Origin of the sequence: Bacteroides congonensis, from assembly GCF_900130125.1 — a bacterium.
Classification (GTDB): domain Bacteria; phylum Bacteroidota; class Bacteroidia; order Bacteroidales; family Bacteroidaceae; genus Bacteroides; species Bacteroides congonensis.
Genome location: NZ_FQXY01000007.1, coordinates 208,524 through 234,310 on the forward strand (window position 1 = coordinate 208,524; position 25,787 = coordinate 234,310).

The 25,787-nt window shown below is 42.5% G+C and carries 15 protein-coding genes; 6 read left to right on the forward strand and 9 right to left on the reverse strand.

What is annotated here, in order from left to right; all coding sequences use genetic code 11:
* Positions 1-13: 13 nt before the first annotated feature.
* Positions 14-1,213, reverse strand: coding sequence for a pyridoxal phosphate-dependent aminotransferase (locus tag BQ7997_RS02285; protein ID WP_022138953.1), 1,200 nt, complete (start codon positions 1,211-1,213; stop codon positions 14-16).
* Between the two features lie 181 nt (positions 1,214-1,394).
* Here BQ7997_RS02285 and BQ7997_RS02290 point away from each other — a divergent pair, with 181 nt between their 5' ends.
* Positions 1,395-2,630 (forward strand): fucose isomerase, encoded by a 1,236-nt coding sequence (locus BQ7997_RS02290; protein ID WP_073343110.1) that lies wholly within the window; start codon positions 1,395-1,397, stop codon positions 2,628-2,630.
* Between the two features lie 414 nt (positions 2,631-3,044).
* On the opposite strand, the gene BQ7997_RS02295 is transcribed toward BQ7997_RS02290, so the two are convergent.
* The 7 genes from BQ7997_RS02295 to BQ7997_RS02325 all read right to left on the reverse strand — a co-directional run bounded on the left by BQ7997_RS02295 (position 3,045) and on the right by BQ7997_RS02325 (position 14,901).
* Positions 3,045-3,860: a fimbrillin family protein gene (locus BQ7997_RS02295; protein WP_073343113.1), complete on the reverse strand. Its 816-nt coding sequence runs from the start codon at positions 3,858-3,860 to the stop codon at positions 3,045-3,047.
* A 23-nt stretch (positions 3,861-3,883) separates the two neighbouring features.
* The gene (locus tag BQ7997_RS02300) at positions 3,884-5,401 is read right to left on the reverse strand and encodes a fimbrillin family protein (protein WP_159436738.1); all 1,518 of its coding nucleotides are present in this window, start codon (positions 5,399-5,401) and stop codon (positions 3,884-3,886) included.
* 34 nt (positions 5,402-5,435) lie between these two features.
* Positions 5,436-7,874 (reverse strand): polysaccharide lyase family 8 super-sandwich domain-containing protein, encoded by a 2,439-nt coding sequence (locus tag BQ7997_RS02305; protein WP_073343544.1) that lies wholly within the window; start codon positions 7,872-7,874, stop codon positions 5,436-5,438.
* A gap of 5 nt (positions 7,875-7,879) precedes the next feature.
* Positions 7,880-8,809, reverse strand: a complete 930-nt coding sequence (locus BQ7997_RS02310) for a DUF5017 domain-containing protein (RefSeq protein WP_073343119.1) — start codon at positions 8,807-8,809, stop codon at positions 7,880-7,882.
* A gap of 17 nt (positions 8,810-8,826) precedes the next feature.
* The gene (locus BQ7997_RS02315) at positions 8,827-10,449 is read right to left on the reverse strand and encodes a RagB/SusD family nutrient uptake outer membrane protein (protein WP_073343122.1); all 1,623 of its coding nucleotides are present in this window, start codon (positions 10,447-10,449) and stop codon (positions 8,827-8,829) included.
* 23 nt (positions 10,450-10,472) lie between these two features.
* On the reverse strand, positions 10,473-13,637 hold the full coding sequence (locus tag BQ7997_RS02320; protein ID WP_073343126.1) for a SusC/RagA family TonB-linked outer membrane protein: 3,165 nt from the start codon (positions 13,635-13,637) through the stop codon (positions 10,473-10,475).
* Positions 13,638-13,701: 64 nt separating this feature from the next.
* Positions 13,702-14,901, reverse strand: coding sequence for a glycoside hydrolase family 88 protein (locus BQ7997_RS02325; RefSeq protein WP_073343130.1), 1,200 nt, complete (start codon positions 14,899-14,901; stop codon positions 13,702-13,704).
* A 244-nt stretch (positions 14,902-15,145) separates the two neighbouring features.
* Here BQ7997_RS02325 and BQ7997_RS02330 point away from each other — a divergent pair, with 244 nt between their 5' ends.
* From BQ7997_RS02330 to BQ7997_RS02345, 5 genes are all read left to right on the forward strand, one after another.
* Positions 15,146-19,165, forward strand: a complete 4,020-nt coding sequence (locus BQ7997_RS02330) for a hybrid sensor histidine kinase/response regulator transcription factor (RefSeq protein WP_073343546.1) — start codon at positions 15,146-15,148, stop codon at positions 19,163-19,165.
* 112 nt (positions 19,166-19,277) lie between these two features.
* The gene (locus tag BQ7997_RS02335) at positions 19,278-20,408 is read left to right on the forward strand and encodes a glycoside hydrolase family protein (protein WP_073343548.1); all 1,131 of its coding nucleotides are present in this window, start codon (positions 19,278-19,280) and stop codon (positions 20,406-20,408) included.
* 46 nt (positions 20,409-20,454) lie between these two features.
* A complete protein-coding gene (locus BQ7997_RS02340) occupies positions 20,455-22,476 on the forward strand; it encodes a polysaccharide lyase family 8 super-sandwich domain-containing protein (RefSeq protein ID WP_073343133.1) in 2,022 nt (673 codons plus the stop codon).
* Between the two features lie 71 nt (positions 22,477-22,547).
* On the forward strand, positions 22,548-22,706 hold the full coding sequence (locus BQ7997_RS25650) for a hypothetical protein (protein ID WP_022139652.1): 159 nt from the start codon (positions 22,548-22,550) through the stop codon (positions 22,704-22,706).
* Between the two features lie 2 nt (positions 22,707-22,708).
* Positions 22,709-23,245 carry a GNAT family N-acetyltransferase gene (locus BQ7997_RS02345; protein WP_022139653.1) on the forward strand — a complete coding sequence of 179 codons (537 nt, stop codon included), beginning with the start codon at positions 22,709-22,711 and terminating at the stop codon, positions 23,243-23,245.
* Positions 23,246-23,408: 163 nt separating this feature from the next.
* On the opposite strand, the gene BQ7997_RS02350 is transcribed toward BQ7997_RS02345, so the two are convergent.
* Positions 23,409-25,778 (reverse strand): polysaccharide lyase family 8 super-sandwich domain-containing protein, encoded by a 2,370-nt coding sequence (locus tag BQ7997_RS02350; RefSeq protein ID WP_073343550.1) that lies wholly within the window; start codon positions 25,776-25,778, stop codon positions 23,409-23,411.
* Positions 25,779-25,787 lie beyond the last annotated feature (9 nt).

The following is a 25,787-nucleotide window of genomic DNA, read 5'->3' on the forward strand; positions in this document are numbered from 1 at the left end:
TAGTGATTAATGATTAATCTACTCTTCCCGGATACGCTTCCAAAGCCTTCTGCAAAACAAAAAGCGCACGGGTTAAATCTTCTTTCTTCAACACGTAAGCGATACGGACTTCGTTAATGCCGGAACCCGGAGTCGTATAAAAACCGGAAGCCGGAGCCATGAATACCGTCTGACCTTCATATTCGAAATCAGAAAGACACCATGCACAGAACTTGTCCGAATCATCTACCGGAAGTTTTGCTACGGTATAGAAAGCGCCCATCGGAATTGGGGAATAAACACCCGGAATACGGTTCAAGCCGTCAATCAGGCATTTACGACGTTCCACGTATTCGTCATACGTCTCGCGATAGTATTCTTCCGGAGCATCCAGTGAAGCCTCAGCAGCAATCTGTCCGATCAAAGGGGGGCTCAAACGAGCCTGGCAGAACTTCATGACAGCATCACGTATTTCTTTATTCTTGGTAATCAGCGCACCGATACGGATTCCACATTCCGAATAACGTTTCGAAACGGAGTCAATTAGTACCACATTATTCTCGATACCTTCCAAATGGCAGGCAGAGATATAAGGAGAACCCGTATAAATAAATTCACGATATACCTCGTCGGAGAAAAGGAACAAATCATACTTCTTCACCAGATCACGAATCTGATTCATCTCGCGACGGGTATACAGATAACCGGTCGGGTTATTCGGATTACAAATCAGTATCGCTTTGGTGCGTTCGTTTATCAACTCTTCAAATTTCTCCACTTTTGGAAGTGAGAAACCCTCTTCGATAGTCGTAGCAATAGTGCGAATCTTCGCTCCGGCAGAGATGGCGAATGCCATATAGTTAGCATAAGCCGGTTCCGGAACAATAATCTCGTCCCCCGGATTCAGGCAGGAAAGGAAAGAAAACAATACCGCTTCCGAACCACCCGATGTAATGATTATATCATCTGCCGTAAGGTTGATATTGAACTTTGCATAATATCCTACTAATTTCTCGCGATAGCTACGGTAACCTGCACTGGGACTGTATTCCAGCACTTTGCGGTCAATATTGCGTATCGCGTCAATCGCGGCCTGAGGAGTGGGCAGGTCAGGCTGTCCGATGTTCAGGTGAAATACATGGACTCCGCGTTGCTTGGCAGCGTCTGCCAAAGGAGCCAGTTTTCTGATAGGAGATGCAGGCATCTCGTTTCCGCGAATGGATATGGTTGGCATAATTTTAACTACAAATTACTTAATTACTATTTACTTTATCTACTTGGAGCTGCAAATGTACGCAATAATTTGAATACAGAGACATAAAAACTTTAAAAACCTTAGCAAGGTTAAAAACGTTATGGGATTTTGAAAATAAAGCTATACATTTGTCATACGGAAAACTTAAAACAATATCATAATGACCATACACCTTATCTCATTCGCGTCACTACTTCATAAACAAGTCTCACTGCGCAGTTCACACGAAGCGATTTTGAGTGAACTTGAAAAATATTATACCGTAAAACTCGTCGACTATCAGGATATGGACAAGTTGACGAGTGATGATTTCAAAATTATTTTTATCGCTACCGGTGGAGTAGAAAGGCTGGTCATCCAACATTTCGAAAACCTCCCCCGCCCTGCCATTTTACTGGCAGATGGCATGCAAAACTCTCTTGCAGCCGCCCTGGAGATATCTACATGGCTTCGCGGAAGGGGAATGAAGAGCGAAATCCTTCATGGTGAACTGCCATCCATTATACAGCGTGTACATATACTTTATAATAATTTCCGGGCACAACGTTCCTTATTCGGCAAACGTATCGGAGTTATCGGCACTCCTTCATCCTGGCTGGTCGCCAGTAATGTTGACTATCTGCTGGCAAAACGCCGTTGGGGCATCGAATACATAGACATTCCACTGGAACGTATCTATGAACATTTTCAACAAATCACGGATGATCAAGTAGGTGCTTCCTGTGCCGCAGTCGCCTCGCAAGCTCTTGCCTGCCGAGAGGGAACTCCTGAAGATATTATCAAAGCGATGCGGCTCTACCGGGCTATCAAGAAAGTATGCGAAGAAGAGAAGCTGGAAGCACTGACACTAAGTTGTTTCAAACTGATTGAGCAAATTGACACTACCGGCTGTCTGGCATTGTCCTTGCTGAACGATGACGGAATAATGGCAGGCTGCGAAGGTGACCTTCAATCCATATTCACCCTGCTTGCCGTGAAGTCACTGACCGGAAAAGACGGATTCATGGCAAATCCTTCCATGATTAATACACGTACCAACGAACTTATTTTAGCACACTGTACCATCGGGCTGAAACAAACGGAAAGGTATATTATCCGCAACCATTTCGAAACGGAAAAAGGAATTGCCATCCAGGGATTGCTCCCGACAGGAGACGTGACTATCATAAAGTGCGGCGGTGAATGTCTGGACGAGTACTACCTCTCTACCGGAACCCTATCCGAAAATACGAATTATATCAATATGTGCCGGACACAAGCCCGCATACGGATGAATACTCCGGCAGAATATTTCCTGAAGAATCCATTGGGCAATCATCACATTTTGATTCATGGAAATTTTGAAGATACATTGAATGAGTTCTTCCTGGCAAATGCCTGCAAACGAACCGAATAATATGCTGCGACATTTTTGTATTATTCTTAAGTATTATAGGGGGAAATACAAAAATGTCGCAGAGGTAGTAATCAAGCAGTTAAGTCTGAAAACGCCTTGTTTTTAAGATAAGTTCACAAAAAACAATAGGATGTTTTTGCTTTTTTCTGAAGAAAAACTGCACTTTCATCATATTATTCTAATTATCAACGAATTACCACTGATACCACCTATTATCTTCGTATCTAACTGGCAAATATCAAATTGCACTTGTGCAACTGGTCGGACAGACAAGTGTAACAACCAAGTTGCTCTTGTGTATCATTCCGGTTGCACAAGTGCAACCGGATAATTCAATTAGATGAATTGATCAATAGAACGGCAGAAAAGATTAATAGAATAGGAAGAAGTTATTAAATCTTCCTATTGTTTTTTTCAAATCAACCGCTCAGTCATACTGAATGTATTGATTTCATTAGCAACCAATGTTACTCTGGAATCTATACTATAATGATAATATCCTCCACTATCTAATTTTATACGAATCAGATGCCCCACACCTAAAGTTTGAGCAGGAACAACGGCACGAAATACTGTATCCGATACTTTTTTCATAATAATCCATTCTTCAGTATCAGCGTCTTTCAGCGTGGCGGTTTGCTTCAACAAATCCACGGTTACCGTACGTTTTGCCTTCATTTCGGCAGAAACGCCCACTTTATCCGAAGGCAAAATGACTTCTACCAATGCTAACTTATGGGCAAAAGTCAGGGTAATGGATGTATCATCCGCAGTAGATGTGGTATGACTAGCCAAAAGAAGGTCGCTTTGGTCATAGGCATTTCCTACAGACTGGTCTTTTGCCACCTGATGTTCAAATGTAGTAGCTGTGACAGAAGCCGAATAAGGATAATAGCTGTAAAAATTCACCGAACTTCCATCTATTGGGAAAGTGATTGCCTTCTCTGCGTCCCATTGATTGTCATGATAGACATACTTCAAATTTCCCTGCCCCTCTATCACATTCAGCCCACTACGATTGACTGCAAAAAGACCTAATTCATCATTTGCTACAAAAACCGTTTTATTGCCGGTAGTGGCAGTGCGGGTCAACGAAGAGATGCCTATATGAAAAGATACTTCTTTTCCTGCGTTGGATGTGCCAAGAGTATGTTCCATCTCAGCTTGTTCACAAGAGAATAAAAGCCCGGATGCCATTATTATTCCCGTCAGTATATTTTGTTTATTCATATTCGTTCGTATTTAAAAGATTACTATTTCAACTCTGTCATAGAAATTTCCGCTATATAGAAATCCAGGTTAGCCACACTATTATAGCCGAAACCTATATAGAAATCTGCCAATGCTTTATCTGTTGCTTCACGAGATTCATCCGCCGTATGCCCAAATGGATCCTTTACCATTTTGGAAAAATCAAAATCCAATGTCTGTACTTGATAGGTATCTTTGAGATTCACTTGTCGAAATCCATTATAACCTCCAGAAGCTGTCTTATCAGAAGCAACAAATACAGCAGTATTTAAATCCGTACCATTTGCATTCTGGATAAAACACCTGAGATTCTTACCATCCGTTCCTTTTACTTTCAACGTGATTCTATATTTTGTCCTTTTCGCATTCTTCATACGATAGCCCATATAATAAGTAAACCACGATTTCTTGTCGATATAAGTAGTATGAATAACATTATGCCCTATTGTTTCATCTCTTTCTACGACAGATTTCAAAAGACTTTCGTCCGGAGTTGCATTATTTCTTGTATAGAACCACGTACCTTCTTCCATTTTACCTAACGGGTCGTTTAAGCCATACACCATTGTTCCCAACGGTAAATCTTCAATCAAGGTTCCGATTAAGTTCTCACTTCCGGCCACTTCATTATTACTGCCATTCCCCCAATCACCAATCGGTTCTTCATCGGTAACAACCTCTATTTTGTTAAGTCCCACCGTGACACTGCAAGTATATCGCATTCCCGGTTTCAGTTCACTTATCTCTTCAGTCAAGTTCCACTGATATTCCCGATTCATCTTAGGTAATCTGATGCTGGCAACATGGTTATCATCCATAACCGCAGGAAATACTTGGCCGGAAGCTCCATTGGCATCTTCTAAAGCCACAAAACTAATATCTTTTACCTCAGTAACCGCCTCAAACTGTCCCGATACTAAATTAAAATCCGCTTTTGTATTCATTCCGGCAACAGTGATAACCGATTCTTCCAAATATTGATCCGTGACGCCATCTCCCGCAATCAACTTAAATACAACTTCCGACAATACAGGACGGAGTTCAAAAGTCACCCTATTATTATCCTTGCTTACCCCCTTACCATTGCCGGCATATAAAAAGCTAAAATTAGCAGCGGCTGCCTGATTGCCTACATTCAACGGATACCTGTCATCCCTCAAATCCTCTTTCCATGGATAGTAAGCAATAATATCCACTTTACTGCCATCTTGCGGATAATAAAGTACATCCTCTTTGGCAGTCGGAGTAAAATAGCCCAATGGTTCCACAGTTGTCTGGTATTGCACATTCTGATAAGGTGCCACACACTCAGATGTATTCTCTTTCAGCATATACATGCCGACAAACTTACCTGCTTTCCAGATTTCTCCTTCAGCATCCGGATCAAAAGTATAAGCTTTACCGGACAATACAGCCGGAATCTGTTCCAACTGACTGTCTTCCGCATCACTATTTTCACATCCACAGAAAAAGGATGCGATAAACATTCCTGTAATTATATGGAATAACTTATTTTTCATATTGGTATTCATTTAAAAGTTTATCATTCATTGTCTATAAATCCACCGTCACAGATTTGCCGCACAACATACCTTGCGGCATATTTACTGTTATCCGTTTACCGCCATAATTGACTGTGATTTCCTTACAATCCGGATTCATCGTCGCATCTGTAACAGACAATTTATCCTTATCTATCAATATTGCGCATGGAGCCGAAACAGACAATTCTCCGCGAGAAGTCTTCAATCCTGTTCCCTCTTTATAAAAGACCGCTTCCACCACTTCACCGTTATTATTTTCAACAGCCTGTACCAGCGTATCATTACGTAATACCTGAAAAGGCAACTTATCCATCGGCATTCCATCGCCGGCATACACTACATAACCATAAGTGTCATCCACCGGAGTCCGAGAATGGTCTATCCACAAGCGAAGAATATCCACTTGTCCGGGCAAGTCCTTTTTTCCTTTGTTGGAACCATTCCGTCCCACCCAGTCCGTTTTTTTAGTCTCATACACAAAAGAAGCATTCCGGGTATATTCGGGCAATATAGTATAAGAAAATTTACCTTTTTGCGTCACCCACACAGGCTTGCCACCCACAAAAAATGACCATACTCCCTTTCCTACCGGTATTTGCTTACCATCCTGCATCGCCAATACATCACTTTCGTGCAATGTCTGGTCAATTGTCGTGCGAATCGTTCCTTCCATCTGCGGATTCAAGTTAGTGATGCCGGCTCCTAAAGCTATCATATAATCTCCCAACATGAAATAAGATTTGTAAGCCTTTACCCCATAAAGGACTTCATTTTTCCGGATATTATTTCCTTTATCATTCACACCTTCCTTTTCCGAAGCATTCATTTTCTCAAGAAGATACCCAGCAACAGCATTCTCTCCTCCATTCGTAGCCGCAGCGGCAAAATTATGCTTACTGCAATACCCACGCCAGTTAGTAACCGGTACCAGTTTGTCCATTCCTTCTCTTGCCGTAACTCCCGGTGTAGCGGTCACATCCCAGGCACCAATCACCTTTGCATACTCGTTCCCATTTCTCTGAAACAAAGTCATGCCATCCGTAGGATAGAAATTATAAGCATCAGCAAACCCGGAAGCACTTTCAAGACCATCACAGCGGACGGATGACATATTCACGAAAATGTGGTAACGTTCATTTTTCTTTATCAACTTATCATTATTAAAGAACCAGCGCGTCCCGCTATATAATCCGGCAGGATAACCATTCATATTAATATTCCGCTGTTCCGCTTCTTTCTTGAAACTGTTCAGTTCATTCTGCTGCCGGGCATCAAAAGAGTCCGACCAGTCTTTCAACAACTGTCTCGCTATACCCAAAGAACGGATATCCCTTTTATCGGGATTATATTGGGCAGTATTTCTATCTAAATACGGCAACGGATACCCTTTATAATAGAACCAGTTGCTACCCTCTATATAATTAAACAACGTTTCTACATTATCTTTGTCCAGTTTACTTTCCCAAAGAGTATTCTTTAGAGAAGTCAGCATGCCAAGGGCACTTAATGTACCGTCAATAGGATATCCCCAGATCAAGCACTGCATTCCGTGTCCCCAGCCGGCTCCGTCTGCCGTACAACCTTCCGTCCAAAAAGCCTCATCATAGACAGACTGTGCCGTACATCCGATTCCCCGTTTTGCCACTTCAGCCAGTAGCTCAATCATCGGTACCGACTGATACATCACCGCTACCGGAAGCAATGACCGATATGCCAATGCGTTGCCACCTACCCACCATACATGCTGACGGAAACGCTCAATCTGCACTACATTCTTATCCGTTTCATCGTGTCGAAGCGGTTGTGTCCACGCCTGCAACCCCAATACTTTCAGCATATCACAAACATCCGCCAATTCCCGGTCTTTATTTTTTCCGGTTTCTACCTTATCCATTTGTTTCAAAAAACAAAAATAAGTATTAACCGCTGCTGTGGGAATGGCAAAACAGGAAGCATGAAAACGATGTACCCTATTACTGCGGCTCACCTCCAGATTACCATAATGAAGGATTGCTTTCTGACACTTTTTAAACACTTTCTTATCCAAAGAGTATCCCATACGGTCGGTACGGAACTCTTCCGCTACCTTCCAGATACGAAAGAACGCATCAGACAGAAGTTCTCCAATAGCTCCCTGGTCTTTACCCGCCATCACTTGTTGTTCTCTTTCTTCCAGGTCAGCGAAATGACCGTCATCCTGCCAGTTAGCGAGAATGTCCGACAATGGCATAACACGCTTCAACTCATGGCCGCGGTAAGGAGTGACAGCATAAAAATCACGAAAATGCTTTAGTCCTTTCTCCTTTTCCGCATCCAGTGAAGTCCGTTGCGCTTCTTCAAAATAACGGTGATAATTATCAAAAGCCAATTGCCTTTCCGCATTCTGTGCAGACACCGACGAAACGGCAAAAAGAGCGGCCACTACATATAAATACTTCAATCTCACCATAGTCCTCATCTTTCTTTAACTGTTATTTTTACCTCTCTTACTACACTTTCCACATTCCACATATTGGCATTACGCGCTACGAACGTCACGATATATTCACCCGGAGTCATATATTTATACGTGTATGAAGAAGCAGTCATATCTAATGATTTGATGGGCGTTCCTTCGTCAGGAGAAACAGCCGAAGGATCCAGTTGTTTACTGATAGCCCATATTTCAGCCGGAAGTCCTGTATTATCCGCTGAAGGCTGAAACAGAAGCCTTGTCGCACTCGGATTATAATTCCCTGCCGGTTTCCCTTTCGGAAATACATAAGTAAAACCAAATTCTTTTTCAGGATTAGTCATCTTGATTTCCTGTCCTTCCACCGTTTTTGTCAGCGTCAAAGGCTCAATATCAAAACGGGGTTGGTATTCTTCTGAAGCCGGTGTTTCATACCGGAAAGCCAAATAGAACTTTTTATCCATATAACCGGATAAATCCCCATTATCAGTAACAGTTTCAGTAGTTACATTCGGGCATGTAGGGACTCTCCATCCACCTTCTCCGGAAAGTTCTGTCCAGGTAGCTTCCTCAATACCTTCAGCAGTGCAAAGTCCTTTAAAATCTTCCGATACATAAATATGCATATTGGCACGATTCTGATAAGAGGGTTTTGTATATACTTGCTTCATCGTGTACGACAAATTCATAGACTCCACATCCACCTTCAAGCGATCCTTATTGGCATATTTGCAACCATCTTCACCCGAATAGAACACGATATAATCAGGATTTCCATCAAAATCAAATGTCACTTCATCCCCTACATATATCTCTTGTTGTTCATTGCGGAGATTCACATCAAAATCAATTCCATCTACAGTATCAGCATTACAAGAGGCTAATAAACCGCCTGCAAGCAATAACCACACATATATATTTATCTTTTTCATAATGTTACTTTTAAGAATTACCAGTTTTCATTTTGTCCACACGTCGGGTTCGTGTTCAATTCAGCTTGGGGAATAGGAAGATACAAATGTTTCTCTTCCAGATTAATAGCCGGAACAGCTTTTACATTTGTCAAATCATACCCTATTCTGCTTCCATTTTCATCAGTTGCCTGTTCTTTCAGCAACCGTATCCGGCTAAAGAAATAATCTTTCCCATACCGGCGCAGTTCCATATGGCGCGGCACTTCAAAGCATAATTCCCGTGCACGCTCTTCGCGCACAAACTCCCGAAAATCTCCTACTCCGCTAAAGTCACTTAAAGAAACCAAAGTCGCTCCGGCACGTCCACGCACGTCATTCACTGCATCGACTGCTTCCTGGGTAGGCCCGCCATTTACTTCATTGGCACATTCAGCTATCATAAGCAATACGTCGGCATAACGCATTACCGGAAAATTAATAGAAGAGTTATTACGTGCCCACGGGCGTACCGGATCATATTCCGCTCTCCATTTACCCGGATTTCCATCTTCCTTTTTAGCTTTTTCCGCATCAGTAAAAGGAGTCTTTACGGCTTTATTGTCTTTCGTCTGATAAGTATAATCTCCAAAATTCCACCATTTACGTGCATCTTCTTCTTCATACATCTTAAAAAGGATACGTGTCCCATCATACCAGGCATAGGCAAAAGGGGTGTCAGGATCAGTCTGAAGTCCCTGGCTGATGCCGAGATACAATCCCACTTTACCGCTTTCGTTTGTTTTATCCAGCCCATTTCCATAGAATTCCACCTCAAACATACTCTCCCGGTGAGTCAAATCGTACTTATTGGAACACATATTTATAAACATGGCACGATATCCGTTCACACCGTCCGTTTCGGGATAGAGTTCATGAAGCTTGCTCTTTTTTACCTCACGTGCCCATTTCAATGCTTCTCCCCATGTGTCCGCTTCTACCGGATAACCAGCTTCCCACATATATGCACGAGCTAACAATGCTTGTACAGTTGTCTTTGAAATACGTCCCGAAGCATTCAGTTCATCCGCCGGACGACATGCCTGTTCCGCATCCAGTAAATCCTGAATAATTTGTTTATATATTGCAGATTGCGGAGATTTTTTCAGTTGTTGCTGAGAAAGGTCACGCACCACTTCCAAACGTAAAGGTACTTCACCCCAGAACGCTACCAAATTCATATAATAGAGAGCACGCAACGCTTTCGCTTCTCCGATAAACATCGCTTTTTTCTGTTTGCCGCCGCACTCTTCTTCGGTACGGGATTCAATCGCGGGAATGTAGTCATTCGCCCGGTTGATGCCCTCGTATAAATCCTTCCATGTAGTCTCGATGCTGGCATCCGTATTATTGTAATTATAAGTGGAAACCTGGACATTGTCTATTCCATACGAACGATTATAGACGCATATATCAGTACCAGCATCCAAGTCAGCCCACAGGTTCTGTCCGTAAGTTCCCACTGCCCCCAATTTGTCATAAACTCCTGTAAGCCCTGCCATACACGTTGTTTCGTCATGATAGAGGTTGTTCTCATCCAAGCTTCCATACACCTCTGTATCCAGAAAATTGCAAGACGAGAAAGCTAAAGCTGTTATTGCTATATATATTATTTTTTTCATGATATTCTCCTGTTTATAACTAGTTATAATCCTAATTTCACACCAAAAGTATATGAAGTCGTTTTGGGATAAGCCGAATAATCGAATCCGCGTGTCAATGCAGAGTTGCGGGTAGAGACTTCCGGGTCATAACCGGTATATTTCGTCCATGTCCACAAGTTCTGTCCGCTCACGTAGAGTCGTAAAGAAGAGATTCCCAAACGTTTAATCAATTTTACGGGGAAATTATATCCCAGTTGCACATTCTTCAAACGAAGGAATGAAGCATCTTCCACCACTCTGCTTGTATTGATATTACCGATATCCCCTTTCACCCGGCACAGATAGTTCGTATAATTACCCTCCGTATAGGTACCGTCGCCATTATCAATACGTGGTGTCCAATGGTCTTTTGCCGACGCCAACAGGTTTGAATTTCTGGACGTCATGTTTTCCAACTTATAACGGTTGTAGTTAATCACATCATTACCATACGACCACTGGAAGAAAACACTTAAGTCGAAACCCTTATATTCAAAGTTATTAGTAAAACCACCGATATGCACCGGAAGTCCGTGTCCGATCACCGTCTGATCTTCCGGTGTCACCTTTCCGTCTCCGTTCACATCACGCAACTTCATGTCACCCGGCTGAATATTATTACGATCCTTCGTATTGTTAGGAATACCATCTTTCAACACGAACACTCCCGGAGATACCTCATTGAAGTCCGAATATTGATAAACCCCGTCATACACATACCCATACATTTCTGAAATCGGATGGCCGACACGGGCAATATAAAGATTCTGAATGGTAGGATATTGAATGTTGGATACCCAAAAATCCTGATCACCGGAAAGTCCTGTTATCTTACTCTTATTGAAAGAGATGTTGAAACCTGTCGTCCATTTGAAACGTCCCTTTCCGCCAACGAAGTTTACGGTATTGAAAGCAAATTCCAACCCGCGGTTGCGAATACTGCCAATATTCTGCTGCACCTTGTTGAAGCCCAGCGATAAAGGAACTTCCGCATCCAATAAGAGGTCTTTGGTTTCTTTATTATAAATATCTACCTGACCGGTAATTCGATTATTAAGGAATCCGAAGTCCAATCCGATATTCGTTTGATAAGTAGTCTCCCACTTCATGTTCTTATTAGCCATTTGCGAAATATAGATGGCAGGATTGTCTATGTTATTGCCAAAAGCGTAATTCTGATCACCTAGGAACAACAATTGGGACGGATAATTCTTATACGTATTACAGTTACCGGTAGCTCCCCAGCCCGCTCTCAGTTTCAGGTTCGACAACCAGGTACGGGTTCCTTTCATAAACCTCTCTTCCGAAATACGCCATCCGAAAGAACCGGAAGGAAAGTATCCCCATTTGTGATAAGGGAAACGGGAAGTTCCGTCGGCACGCACGGTCGCCGTCAATAAATAACGCGATTTCCAGTCATAATTGAAACGGGCGAAATAAGAAGCAATCCGGTCATCGAAATTTGTAGAAGTCAATTTATCCGGCGTACCGTTAGATATTCCCCAGAAACCAAGCGCGTCCCACGGTACCATAGAAGAACTGGCACCCAGCACTGATACGTTTTTGCTATTCAAAGAACCACCCAACATAGCCGATATATTATGTCCTTTTACTTTTCTACGATAAGTCAATGTATATTCGTTCGACCATCCCGTCCACTCTTTATAAGAAAAGTTTCCATTCGAGTGTTTGGCGGAATATTTAGGATCTCCCCAGTAAGTATCCGCATTATTATAGGCCTCGCTGCGATCCGTACGCCAGTTGTAGGCAAAAGTAGCCCTAAACACCAGATTTTTGGCAATATCCCAATTCAGATAAGCATTCATGCTCAATTGCCGGCTTAATGTCTTCGAATACATATTCTCAATCGTTTTCACCGGATTATAAGGATAGTTCGGGTCTTGTTGCATCAAATCGTCCTGCACTTTATCCGGATCGGTATAATATACCGGTTGATAGGCCAATACCTGATAAAGAAAATATTGTGTGGCTCCACCTCCGCCTTGTGAAGGGGCCGACCCCTTGGAAGTATTATTTGAAAAATTAAAAGTAAGCCCCGCTTTCACTTTCTTTGAAATCTGCTGGTCGAGTGTAGCACGAGCTTTCAGGCTCTCATAAGATGAGTTGACAATAATTCCCTGTTGATTATAATAAGAGATACTCGAACTATACTTGGTACTTTTGGTACCGCCGCTCAAAGCAATGTGATGATTGGTCATCGGTGCGGAACGGAACACTTTATCCTGCCAGTTGATGGAAGGGATATTCGCATAATCTTCCAACACCCGGTTACGCCCCAAAGTTTCATCATACCGATAAAAGGTTCTTGCCATCTCCGAAGCAGTCTGCGCTTCTTCCTGAAAAGCTACATAATCCTGTCCTTCCAGCAACTTCAAGAATTTCGGTTTAGCCTGATAGGTGATATATCCGTCGTATGTGACACGCGGCGCACTTTCCATACCACGTTTGGTAGTGATAATGATCACTCCATTAGCACCACGAGCACCATAAATAGCCGTTGCGGACGCATCCTTCAAGACGTCGATAGATTCAATATCATTCGGATTCATTGCAGCCGGATTGGCATCTTCCGTAGCAAAACCGTCAATCACATACAAAGGACTGCCATCCGACGTTTCGGAAATACTATTACTACCACGAATGACAATATTAGCCTGCGAACCGGGTTGCCCGTCACCTGTGACTACCTGTACTCCGGCAATACGGCCTCCCAAAGCCTGGTCGAAAGAAAGCACCTGGCTCTTGTTCAGATCCCCCATATCTACTTTGGCTACCGAACCGGTCAAATCACTTTTCTTCACTGTTGCATACCCTACGGCAACTACCTCATCCAATTGTACTCCGTCTTCTTTCATCACCACAGTCAGCGTTTTCTTGTTTCCGACAGTCACTTCTTTTGTAGCATATCCGATAAAAGAGAACACCAGCACGGAAGATTGTTTAGGGACAGATACCTTGAAATTTCCGTTCAGGTCTGTTATCGTTCCCGTTTTTCCTCCTTTTACAGTCACATTAGCCCCGATAATGGGTTCGTTCGATTCGTCCATCACCTTTCCACTGACCGAAATCTGTGCAAAAGAGAAGGCAAAGGAACAAAGCGCCAATAATAATAAACTGACACGTTTCATACTTTGTCGATTTTTCATAATACGATTGTTCTAATTAATGCAAATTCGTTTTTTTACTTCAATTGTTATCCCGAAAACCAATCTATCTACCTATATCCTTTTTACGTTTTAATGCTTCCAAAAAATAATAATCCGCATAATTCAACGGAACGTCAATCTCCACTCCATGAGGAATACTTCCTACCGAATGTTTCAGAATAAAATATCCGTTCGTTCCAATCTCTGCCCGATAACCGGATGTACTCAGGCTTTCCATGATTTTATCCGCCGTTCCTTTATACTTCATATCCGGCACATAACCGCTCAGTTCGTACAAAGCGGAAGCTGTAATGGCAGCCGCCGATACATCCCGTGGTTCATTGGGAATATTCAAGGCATCATAATCCCAATAAGGAATCAAATCGGAAGGAAGTTTCTGATTCGTAAAGATAAAATTGTATATATTGCATGCTTGCGTCAGATAAGCAGGATTGCGGGTATAGCGGTAACACATCGTATATCCGTAAAGCGCCCATGCCTGTCCTCTTGCCCAGGAAGATTCATCGGCATATCCCTGTGCCGTCTGTTTTTTGCGCACCTCTCCGGTTTGCGGGTCATAATCTACTACATGATAGCAACTGTTATTGATTCGGAAATGATTTTTCAATGTCTGGTCAGCATGGCTGACAGCCATATTATAATAGGTGGAATCTCCGGAAAGACATGTCGCTTCGAACAGTAATTCCAAATTCATCATGTTATCAATAATCACAGGACATTTCCATCCCCTTTCCGCCTGCCAGCTATTGTTCACATCCCACGACTGAATCACTCCTGCATTCGGACGAAAACGGGTTGATAACGATTTCGCTGTCCGGACAATGACTGAACGATAGTCTTTATTTCCCAAGCGCATCCCATTCAAAAAACTGCATCCCGCCATAAAGCCCACATCATGATGCCAGGTGAGGTATTGCACCGAATCGAGTGCTTCCGTATATTTCACAGCCAGTGTTTCCCATTTTTTATCTTGTGTAAGATGATATAAATACCACATACTTCCGGGAAAAAATCCGCTCGTCCAGTCCCGATACGGAACGTAAACTGTTTTTCCGTCCTTATCCAACGTACGCGGATTCAAGACTTGCCCGCTTTTCTCAATCTGATTGGTCATCAGCGAGTATTGTTCAACGGCATTATTCACATTATCCGAAATAAGATCACCGGTTGCAGGCACTTTCGATTTACATCCAACAAAGAACAAAACCGATATTCCTGCCAAAGTCAAGAAAGAGTTTCTCATATATTATAATGCTAATTTTGTTATTCATACCGCAAAGATAGCGGCTGTCCGGGAAGAGAACCGAAACCTGAATCCATAAAAAATACATCATGAGTCTATATACCCTCTCAAAATAAAATAGAGACTCTAAGCGTAGTTATTTTAGACTCAGAGCACACCTCTTATCTGCCACAAATCCATTACGGAAAGAGCACATTTGAACAAAAAGACTTATATTTGCAGCCAACCAACAATCTATTATAAAATGAATTCCGGCAAATTTCTATTTTATATGTATATCTTCCTGCTGTCCGCCCTGAAGTGTACAGCCCAGGAAATATCTTTCAACCACCTGACTACGAATGACGGCCTTTCCAACAATTCGGTCATGGCTATCTATCAGGATGAAAAAGGATTTATGTGGTTTGGTACCCGAAATGGTATTAATCTTTATAACGGCAACAGATTCATCACCTACAAGTTTAGCAAGAATAATTCCAATAGTCTGATAGACAACAAGGTATTACACATCACCGGTAATGGGAAAGACGAGATTTATATCATAACCGCCCAAGGTATTTCTGCATTTAACACCGCCCAAAATCAATTCAGGACGTTATTGCAGGGTACAACGGGAACTATGCACTACCATAAGCAACTGTATATCTCACAAAAAAACAAAATCTATCGATATGAGAACAATCGCTTTGTGCCTTTTTATGAATTGAAGGACTTCTCTTCCATCAATATCAGTGCCTTATATATAGAGGACGAATATATTTGGATGGGAACAGAGGAACACGGACTGTTCCGGCTCAATAAAAGGCATGAACTCGTTCATCTCCTTCCACAAGGGAATATTAGCAATATCTTCAAGGATTCTACAGGAAAAGTATGGATAGGTACCTGGGAACAGGGAGTTTATCTCATCAACGGCACCTCAATCTCCAATTTCAAGCACAGCGAGAATGACCCTGCAAGTATCAGTTCTAATTTCGCGCGGAACTTCTGCGAAGACAAGGAAGGGAATATATGGATAGGCACCTTTAACGGTTTAAATAAGTTCAATGCTTCCTACAAGACCTTTACCCGCTACCAAAAACAAGAGACGGACAAAAGTCTGACCAATTCGTCCATCTGGAGCCTTCTATGCGACAGGCAAGGGACGATCTGGGCAGGAACCTATTTCGGAGGAGTCAACTATTTTAACCCCAAAAGCCAGATATACCGGCACTTCCAAGCTGCAAAAGCGGAAAAGAACGGCCTTAGTGCTTCCATAGTAGGATGCATAACGGAAGATAGCCTACACAATGTATGGATAGGTACCGAAGGTGGGGGAATCACTAAATATAATTCTCAAACAAATACGTTTCAATGGTACAAGCACAGTAACAATCCCAATAGTCTTTCACATAATAATGTAAAAACCATCTATTACGATCATCCCAACAATATCTTATGGATAGGTACCCACATGGGAGGATTAAACAAGTTGGATCTTCGCAGTAACAAATTCACCCGTTATCATACGAATAGCGACAAGGGTTCTCTCCCTTCAAATATTATCCGGGAAATTGTTCCTTACAAAGACAATCTTCTTCTTGCCACTCACAAAGGAGTCTGCCTGTTTAATCCCCAAACTGAAAAAACGGTTCTTTTATTTCAGGATAGTCCTATTAGCGGTACCGTATCAGTTCATGTAGATTATCAGGGAACAGTCTGGATCAGCGGAAACGGGGAAGGTGTCTATGCTTATCGGGACGATACTCAAAAAATAGAAAACTATAAACATAACCATGCGTTAGAACATAGTATCAGCAGCAATCATATCGGACGTATCTACGAAGACAGCCAAAAAAGATTATGGTTCTGTACTTCCGAAAGCGGTGTCGATTTATATAAGCATGAAACAAACGACTTCGAAAACTTCGATGAACAAAAGAATGGCTTGGGAAGCAACTGTGTATATGATGTATGTGAGCTTTCTCCGAATAAGATTTTATTCACTACCGATATCGGATTCTCTATTCTGGACTACCCCAGCCGTAAATTCACAAACTATTCGAAAGAGAACGGACTTCCCTTATCTGCCATTAATGAACGTTCTGTTTTTAAAGCATCCAATGGAGACATCTATATTGGGGGAACGGACGGCATGATTTCTTTTCGGGAAGAACATATCAACTATGTTCCCCAAAGCTATCAAATCTATCCATTCAGTTTGTCCGTCAACGGGCAAGCCGTTCAAGTCAATGATGACAACGGAATTCTGCAACACTCCCTTGCCGACACCCCTCAAATCACATTAAAGGCCGACCAGTCCATGTTCAGTATCGAATATGCCATATCCAATTATATTCCTTCCAACAGAGACGACCTTGAATACTTTCTGGAAGGTTTCTCCAAAAACTGGACCCGTCTGTACGGACAACAGCACACTATCACCTATACCAACCTGAATCCGGGAAAATACACATTAATGGTACGTGCCGGAAACAATCATCTCATTCCCGAAAGTCATCTCGACATTAAAATATTGCCGCCGTTCTACCGCACTGTATGGGCTTACTTACTTTATACGCTCTGCATCGGCATCATCCTCTATTTCATCGTCCGCACTTATAAGAATCGTATCAAGCTTCAGGAATCTTTGAGATACGAACAAAAACATGCGGAAGATATCGAACAGCTCAACCAGACAAAACTCCGTTTCTTTACAAATATCTCTCATGAGTTCCGCACTCCATTAACACTTATCATCGGTCAGATGGAAATGCTGTTACAGGCACGTACCTTCGCGCCTTCCATTTACAACCGGATTCTGGGTGTATATAAAAACTGCCTGCAAATGCGTGAGCTTATTACCGAGTTGCTCGACTTCCGCAAACAGGAGCAAGGATATATGACAATCAAAGTGAGCGAACACAATCTGGTAGACTTTGTATACGAAAGCTATCTGTTGTTTCAGGAATATGCCGCGCAACGGCAGATCATATTCAGATTCAACAAGGCACAGGACGTGATTCCGGTCTGGTATGACAAAAAGCAACTCCAAAAGGTGATGAACAACTTGATATCCAATGCATTCAAGCATACCAAAGAGGGAGGAAAAATCACTGTTTCCGTACGTAAAGGCAACAAGGAAGTAGTGATTGAAGTTACCGACAACGGTTCTGGTATCGTTCAGAAAGACCTGAACAAGATTTTCGACCGTTTTTATCAGACCGAACAATCAACTTCCTCATCTTATATGGGAACGGGAATCGGATTGGCACTAACCAAAGGTATTATCGAACTGCATCACGGAAGTATAGAAGTATATAGCGAACCGGGCGAGGGAGCGACCTTCAGCGTACATCTCAAAACGGGTAAGGAACATTTTACACCTGAACAAATCTGCGAATCCGGAGAAGACTCCCCCATTGAAGGGAACCTGCTTCCGGACTTCGCCCAAAATCTTCTGAGTGAACAAGCAGCTTTAAACTCCGACTCCTATGCCGAGAAAAAACAGGATATAAAAATTGTCATAGTGGAAGACAACGAATCTCTCCGGGAAATGCTCGCCGGCATATTCGCCCCATTCTACCAGGTGTTCACCGCTTGCGACGGAGAAGAAGGATGGGAGAAAGTGCAATCAGAGCATCCTCATCTTATATTAAGCGATGTGGTAATGCCCAAAATGTCGGGAACCGACTTATGCAAGCTAGTCAAGGAGAATTTAGAAACCTGCCACATTCCGGTGGTACTCCTCACGGCAAGAACGTCTATCGAACATAGTATGGAAGGGCTGCGCCTGGGTGCTGACGACTACATAACCAAGCCGTTCAACGTCAACATTCTATTATCCCGTTGCAACAATCTGATTAACAACCGGATCATGTTACAGGAAAAATTCAGTAAGTACCCGCAGGAAACCCCGCAAATTACAGCTACCAATCCGATGGACAAGGAGTTTATAGACAAAGCCATGAGAATTATAGACCAGCATATAGACAACATGGAATTCAATGTAGATATGCTTGCCCGTGAAATAGGTATCGCACGAAGCAAACTATTCACCAAGCTGAAAGATATCACCGGGAAAACTCCGTATGACTTCATTGTAACCATCCGCTTAAAACGGGCGGCAATCTTGTTGAAAGAGCATCCGGAACTGAACATATCGGAAATATCCGACAAACTGGGTTTTTCGTCTCCACGACAGTTCAGCAAGAGTTTCAAAGAAAAATATCAGGTAGTGCCACAGGCATATCGAAAAGGAGAAAGTGACGAAAAGGCGATTTAAGACAGTTTTTGGATTCAGGAAACACTTATTTGGGACTTTTGTAGCACTTTCTTTAGAAGAAAAGTCGCTTTCTTTGCTTCCGAAAACTAATTAAAAAATTAAAACAATGGCTATGAGAACCTATTATCTTACCCTTTTATCCTTGATTTTTGCATTATATGCGGTGCATACTCATGCTCAAAAAATAGAAAACTTACCGGTCATGAAACAACAATCACAGAATGAATTGTTTCATCGATTGGACAAAGCTCCCCGCACTCCGGCTTTTGAATGTGAAGGATATTGGAGTTGGGGAAGCTCCGTTGTCAAAGGTGAAGACGGAAAATATCATATGTTTGTTTCCCGCTTCCCCAAGTCGCTGCCTTTCCATCCGGGATGGATGGTTGCCTCAGAGATTGTGCATGCCGTATCTGATATGCCCGAAGGTCCTTACCAATTCAGCGACATTGCCCTGCCGGCACGTGGAGCACAATACTGGGACGGACGTTCCACCCACAATCCGCGTATCCTGAAGTACAAGGACAAATATTACCTTATATATATGGGTTCTACCCACCCATTCGGTGAACCGACTTATGATGAACTGACATTAAGCAGCCCATGGTGCATCATCGGACGTGTCAATAAACGCATCGGATTGGCTGTCGCAGATTCTCCTTACGGTCCCTGGAAACGTTTCGACGAACCGATATTAAAAACAAAAGCCAATACTTTCTATAGCTATTTAGCATCCAACCCTTCGCCTGTTATTCAAGAAGACGGCTCGGTGATGATGATTTTCAAAGGAAGGGCTCATACTGAAAACGGCAAATACTCGGACATGGCATTAGGAATCGCTTATGCTCCCAATATTGAAGGTCCTTACACGGTATTGAACAATGATCAGCCTATTTTCCAAGTGGATGGTCAGGGAGAAGCAGAAGATCCGTTTTTATGGAAAGACTCTAAAGGGTATCATGCCATCTTTAAAGATCACGTAGCCAAATATACGGGCGAAAGAGGTGGCGGAGTCATGGCTCACTCGACCGACGGCGTCCATTGGACCGTAGATAAAGATCCAAAGGCTTACTCACGCACCGTAGAATGGGAAGATGGAAAAGTGGAAATGCAGGGACAGTTGGAACGCCCGTTCCTTCTCTTTGAGAATGGAAAAGCCACACATGCTTTCTTTGCCACAATGGATGGCCCCGGCGGATTTGAGAATGCTACAAAATCATGGAATATGGTGATTCCTTTGAAGTAACGGATAAAAATGCCTTTTTAGTACGAATATTGCAAATAAACCCTCAATGAAAAATCAGCTATTATTATTTCTTCTTATCATGTGCTGTACAGCTCATGCACAAAAGCCCTTCAATGATTCGATAGCACTGATCAAAAGAAATTATATAAATGCAACTCTTGGTGAAGATGAAGGGAAGAGAACTCTTCTCAAACAACTTGCAGCGATTCCTCAGGAGCAAGAAGTCTCCGATCAGAATGTAATTGAGTTACAACAGTTATATCCTATATCTTCCAAAGAAATCAAGTATCTCACAAATACTCTTTGTGCGGACGGTTCATGGAAAGACATCAATTACAAAGACAGCAAACGTTCCGGCTGGGAACCCAAAATACATGCAGAACGAATTTTGAAGATTGCCAAATACTATTATCAAAAGCAACAACAACTGAAACCCGTTCAAATATCCCGACTGACCAACACAATCCACCAAGCGATGAATTTCTGGTTCAAGCATGAGTTGATATGTCCCAATTGGTGGTATAACCAAATCGGCATACCCCGTACACTCGGGCCGGCTTTCCTGTTATTCGAACAGGAAATGAGCGAAGAAGAAAAACAGGCAGCCGTCAAAGTCATGATGAACTCTGCTTTCGGCATGACAGGGCAAAATAAGGTCTGGCTGGCAGGTAATGTACTAATCAGGGCTTTATTAGAGAACGACTGGGAATTGACTAAAGATGCACGTGAGGTCATTACTTCCGAAATAACCCTCGGACAAAAGGAAGGAATCAAAGCGGACTGGAGCTTCCACCAACATGGCCCGCAACAACAATTCGGAAATTACGGACTGTCTTTTCTTTGCAATATGAGTTTTTACTCGGAACTATTTGCCGGAACTTCTCTTGCCTTTTCTAAAGAACAGCAGAAAATTCTCACTTCTCTCCTGCTCGAAGGTTATCAATGGATTATTTGGAGAGGATATTGGGACGTAAACGGACTGAACCGACAACTATTCCGAAATGCGGATGTCGACAAAGGATTCAGGCTGCTTTTTGCTGCATATTCTTTAATGAAAAGCAGCGAACCGGAAGTGGCAGGTAAAATACAAGAAATGATTGACCGAAATTCCACTTCTTCACAAGTCCCCAATACATTCACCGGGAGCAAACATTTCTGCGAATCTGATTATACAATCCACCGTACTCCTGCCTGGATGGCTTCCGTACGCATGGCTTCCGAACGAGTGATTGGCACGGAACTGGTGAACGAAGATAACCTGAAAGGATATTACATGGCAGATGGAGCACTATATACTTATGTACGCGGAGATGAATACCATAACATTTTTCCTTTCTGGGAGTGGAGAAGGATTCCGGGAATTACCACTTATGAAAGCAATGCTCCTATTCCTAATCCCAATAAAACTGATTCACGGAATCACAGTTCTTGCGTTGGCGGAGTTACTTATCAGCATACAGGCATCACTGCCATGCAACTGAAACGCAATAAACTAGAGGCGAACAAGACATGGGTATTTACAGATGATTATGTGCTATGCATGGGCAGCAACATTCATGCAGACAGCACAGCTACTATTATGACATCTATCGACCAGCGATTCAGTAAAGACAAAGTATGGTCAGAAGATAATAAACGTTTCTTTCATGACAACACAGGGTATATCATATTACAGGCAGACACTTGCATAGCTGTCACCGAGAATAAAGAAGGACAATGGAAAGACTTCATGGGAATGTACAAACCCGAAATGCTAAAAAACAAACTATTCTCCATTTATTTGAAACACCGCAAAGATATGCCTGCGTCTTATATATATCTGACACTTCCTGCCACCACACAACAGAAAGTCCGCAAATTCGACAGTAGCCCTATCCATATTCTCCGTAATGACAAGGAAGCGCAAGCGGTTGTTATCAAAGATTTATGTTACGTAAGCGTTTACCATCCTACCCAAATATTAATAGAAAGTCAGAATCCGATAATTATATCAGAACCGGGAACGTATATTATTCATGTAAAAGAGGGAAAGTTCGTAGCTGCCAAGCCTTTCGTTATCAAAAAATAGCATCTGATTTATTTTGAGGATTCAAATAATAGAAGTACCTTTGTTCTAGATTATTAATTCATATAAATGCTATGGCTCGACCAATTAAAGAAACTCCGGTTTTAACTGGAAAAGATGCTAAACGCTTTGCAGAGAAAATGGCAAATCTCAAACCTGAAAGTAAGGAAGAGAAAGAAGCTGCAAAGAAAGTTTACGAGAAATTCAAAGCCATTGCTTCATTTACATTGTAACAATGGCTATTGAAAATTATGATTTTATACCGTTAAAGGTAGATACTAAAATAAAACCGTTTAAGTGCAAGGATAGTGACTTAAACGGTTTTTTGTTTGATGACGCACAAAAGTATTTGACAGAGCTAATGGCTGTAACTTATCTACTTGAAGATTTACCACAAAGTAAAACTGTTGCCTATTTTAGTTTACTGAATGATAAGATAACTTTTGATCCGGAACAACGTTCTATTTGGAATAAATTAAGCCGACGTGTGGCCAATCCTAAACGGAGAAAACATTATCCTGCTGTTAAAATAGGTAGATTAGCTATATCAGAAGAATTTGCCAGTCAAGGGCTTGGCAGAGATATTATACGCCTGATAAAATTCATGTTTACGCATGATAATCGTACAGGATGTCGCTTTATAACCGTAGATGCTTACCAGAATGCAGTAGGATTTTATCAAAGATGCGGATTTGACTTCATTTCAGAGAAAGACCAAAATGATGTCACCCGTTCCATGTTTTATGATTTGAAGCGTTTTCAAGATGAATAAAACATGTAAAATATGAACACTAAGAAAAGGGTATCAAAAGCCGGATTCTCTTAGAATCCTGAGCTTTTGATACCCTTATTAATTTCCAAACAATCCGGACAGGTCTTTTTAAAACCAACTTATCGTCCGTCTAACCGTTTAACCAATTCTATTAAAAATCAGATTACACAACTTTTGTCACACTCTTTCCGCAATCTTTCCCGGTCGGCAGAGCAATCGTAGCAGAAGTGTTTCCTATTTCCACTTTCATTTCCTTGAGTTGCGTATTCATCGTCGGGTCTGTCACAGAGATTTTGTAGCCTTTTCCCTCTTTCTCGACAAGCAGTACACAAGGAGCGGACACTTTCACCGGAATCCCCTGCCATTTCAGCGTTTCACCGGCAGAATAGAACACAGCTTCCAACACTTTCTTATCAGTGGACTGGACAGCTTGCACCAATGTGTCATTCCTGAGAACTGCAAACGGATTTTTCTTTGCCGGAAGTCCTTTGCCGGCATATACAGCATAACCATACGTGCCATCCTTTACTTCCCGACCATGATCCACCCACACACGGAATATGTCAGCCGTTTCCGGAAGATTCTTTTTACCCTTGTTCGATAAGTTTCTCTTCAACCATTCGTTGGGACGGGTTTCGCAGCAAAAGAAAGCTTTCGATGTAAACTCCGGCAGAGGCATATAAGCGAATCCGCCTTCCTGCATTACCCACAATGACTTACCTTTATCAATCAACGGATTGACACCGGACGTCGGTTCAAGCTGCTTCTTCCCATCATACAAAGTGACTTTCCCCTGATGCGCAGTCTGCTCCATAGTAGTACGTATCGTACCTTCCTGTTCCGGCTCCAGGTTGGTGACACCGGCTCCAAGAGCAATCATATAATCGCCCAGCATGAAATACGACTTATACGCTTTTACACCGAAAGCCACCGGATTGATGATTTTCACCTCTTTCTTTTCTCTGGTCATAGCGTCTACTTTCTCAAAGATAAAGCCTGCTACTGCATTTTGTCCGCCATAAGTCGCCCCACCGGCAAAGTTGTGCTTACTGGTAAATCCTCTCCAGTTGGTGAACGGTTTCAACCTTTCCTGACCTTCGCGGGCAGTGATTCCGGGCAACGCTGTCAAGTCCATAGCTCCAATCACTTTCCGGTATTCATCACCGTTACGCTGGAAATAAGTAAGCCCGTCGTTCGTATAGATATTATATTCGTCCGCAAAGTTATTGGCACTTTCCAAACCGTCGCAACGGTTGGAAGCCATATTCACCATCATATAATAATCAGCGTTACGCTTAATCAAGTCATCGTTATTATAAAACCAGCGCGTACCATTATAATGTCCTCCCGGATAACCGTCCATACGGATATTGTCTTTTTCCACTTCCGTGATAAGCTGTTTCAATTCGCGGACTTCATCCTCCGTGAAAGATTTCGGCCAACGTTCTACCGAAGCTTTCATCATCTGATGATAAGGAATATGAGCCGGCTTTCCTTCATAATATACCATTGAATAACGATCCAGGCACGGTGGAATGAATCCTTTATAATAGTAGAACGTGCTGCCACGATAGAAATTAAGCAACGCATCCACATTCTCACGGGTCAGAGTTTCCGCCCAAGGCGTTCCGCGAAGCATCCACAATAAGTTTTGCGCGCTCTGCGCTCCATGAATCGGATAGCCCCACACAAGGCACTGCATGCCATGTCCCCAACCGGCTCCATCAGCAGTGAAACCTTCATTCCAGAAAGCTTCTTCATAAGTAGGCTGCGACACACTGCTCAAACTGCCTTTCGCCACTGCCGCCACTACATCTACCATCGGAATGGAATCCAGCATGGCAGCCGTCTCCAGCAACGGGCGATAAGCCAGTGCATTTCCGCCCACCCATGACACATGATGGCGGAATCTCTCCACACTTACAATATTCTTTTCCGTATCATCATTACGTTTGGGTTGTGTCCACGATTGAAAAGCCAGTTTCTTCAGCATTTCACAGGCAGAAGTGCGCAGTTTCATCGTATCCCCCGGTATATCCATCTGCTTGAACAGAGAGAAATAGACACCGCAGGCAGCTTTGGGAATAGCGAAACAAGAAGCGTGAAAGCGGTCGTTCGGTTGACGGCGGGTTTCGATGTCACCATATCTCAATACGGCTCTCCAAAACTTTTCCGGTACATCTTCCACTTTTTTCCTTTTGAAGTTGTTGGCAATCACCCACAAACGTTCTGTCGCATCGGCAAGAAACAGTCCCATGTTCTGTTGATCCTGGAAAGACACCTTATCCAGCCATTTCTTATCATGAATCTCCTTCTCATAAGCTATCAGGTCTTCAAACTGCCCCTCTTCATTCAACTGTTTCAAGTAAGTATCCGCCTTATTTATCTTATTGCGGACAGGATACGTACTGTAATTCTGAGCATAATAATTGCGCAATTTAAGAACAGCCTTTTCCTTGTCCGACTGTGCAAAGGTTACCACAACGCCTATCAGCAATAAAAACGACAGGCAAAAAATTCTTTTATTTTTCATATTTAACCG